Origin of the sequence: Paraburkholderia sp. SIMBA_030 (assembly GCF_046535245.1) — a bacterium.
Taxonomy (GTDB): Bacteria; Pseudomonadota; Gammaproteobacteria; order Burkholderiales; family Burkholderiaceae; genus Paraburkholderia.
Genome location: NZ_JAWRXB010000742.1, coordinates 1 through 265 on the forward strand (window position 1 = coordinate 1; position 265 = coordinate 265).

Here is a 265-nt window from a genome sequence, read left to right on the forward strand (position 1 = left end):
CACTCGTATCACTGATTGAGTCAAACCCGCCTAAAGCCGCTGACTTATTACAGCACGTCTCTGCATTGTTCCGTGCTAGTTTTAGTGGTACACGCGAGATTAGCTTCGAAGAAGAGGTCGATCTCTGTGAGCATTATTTGGCGATTGAATCTAGTCGTCTAGCAGATAAGCTCGAAGTCAATTGGAAGTTACCTGAAGAAGATATCATGTACGACATGGTTATCACTGCGCTAACGCTACAAAGCGTGCTAGAAAAAATACTCCT

Annotated in this window: 1 protein-coding gene; it reads left to right on the plus strand. The window is 44.2% G+C overall.

All coding sequences use genetic code 11. The features are described from left to right. Positions 1 to 265 (plus strand): histidine kinase (locus SB772_RS41935; protein WP_410838765.1); only part of this gene is annotated, 265 nt, incomplete at both ends.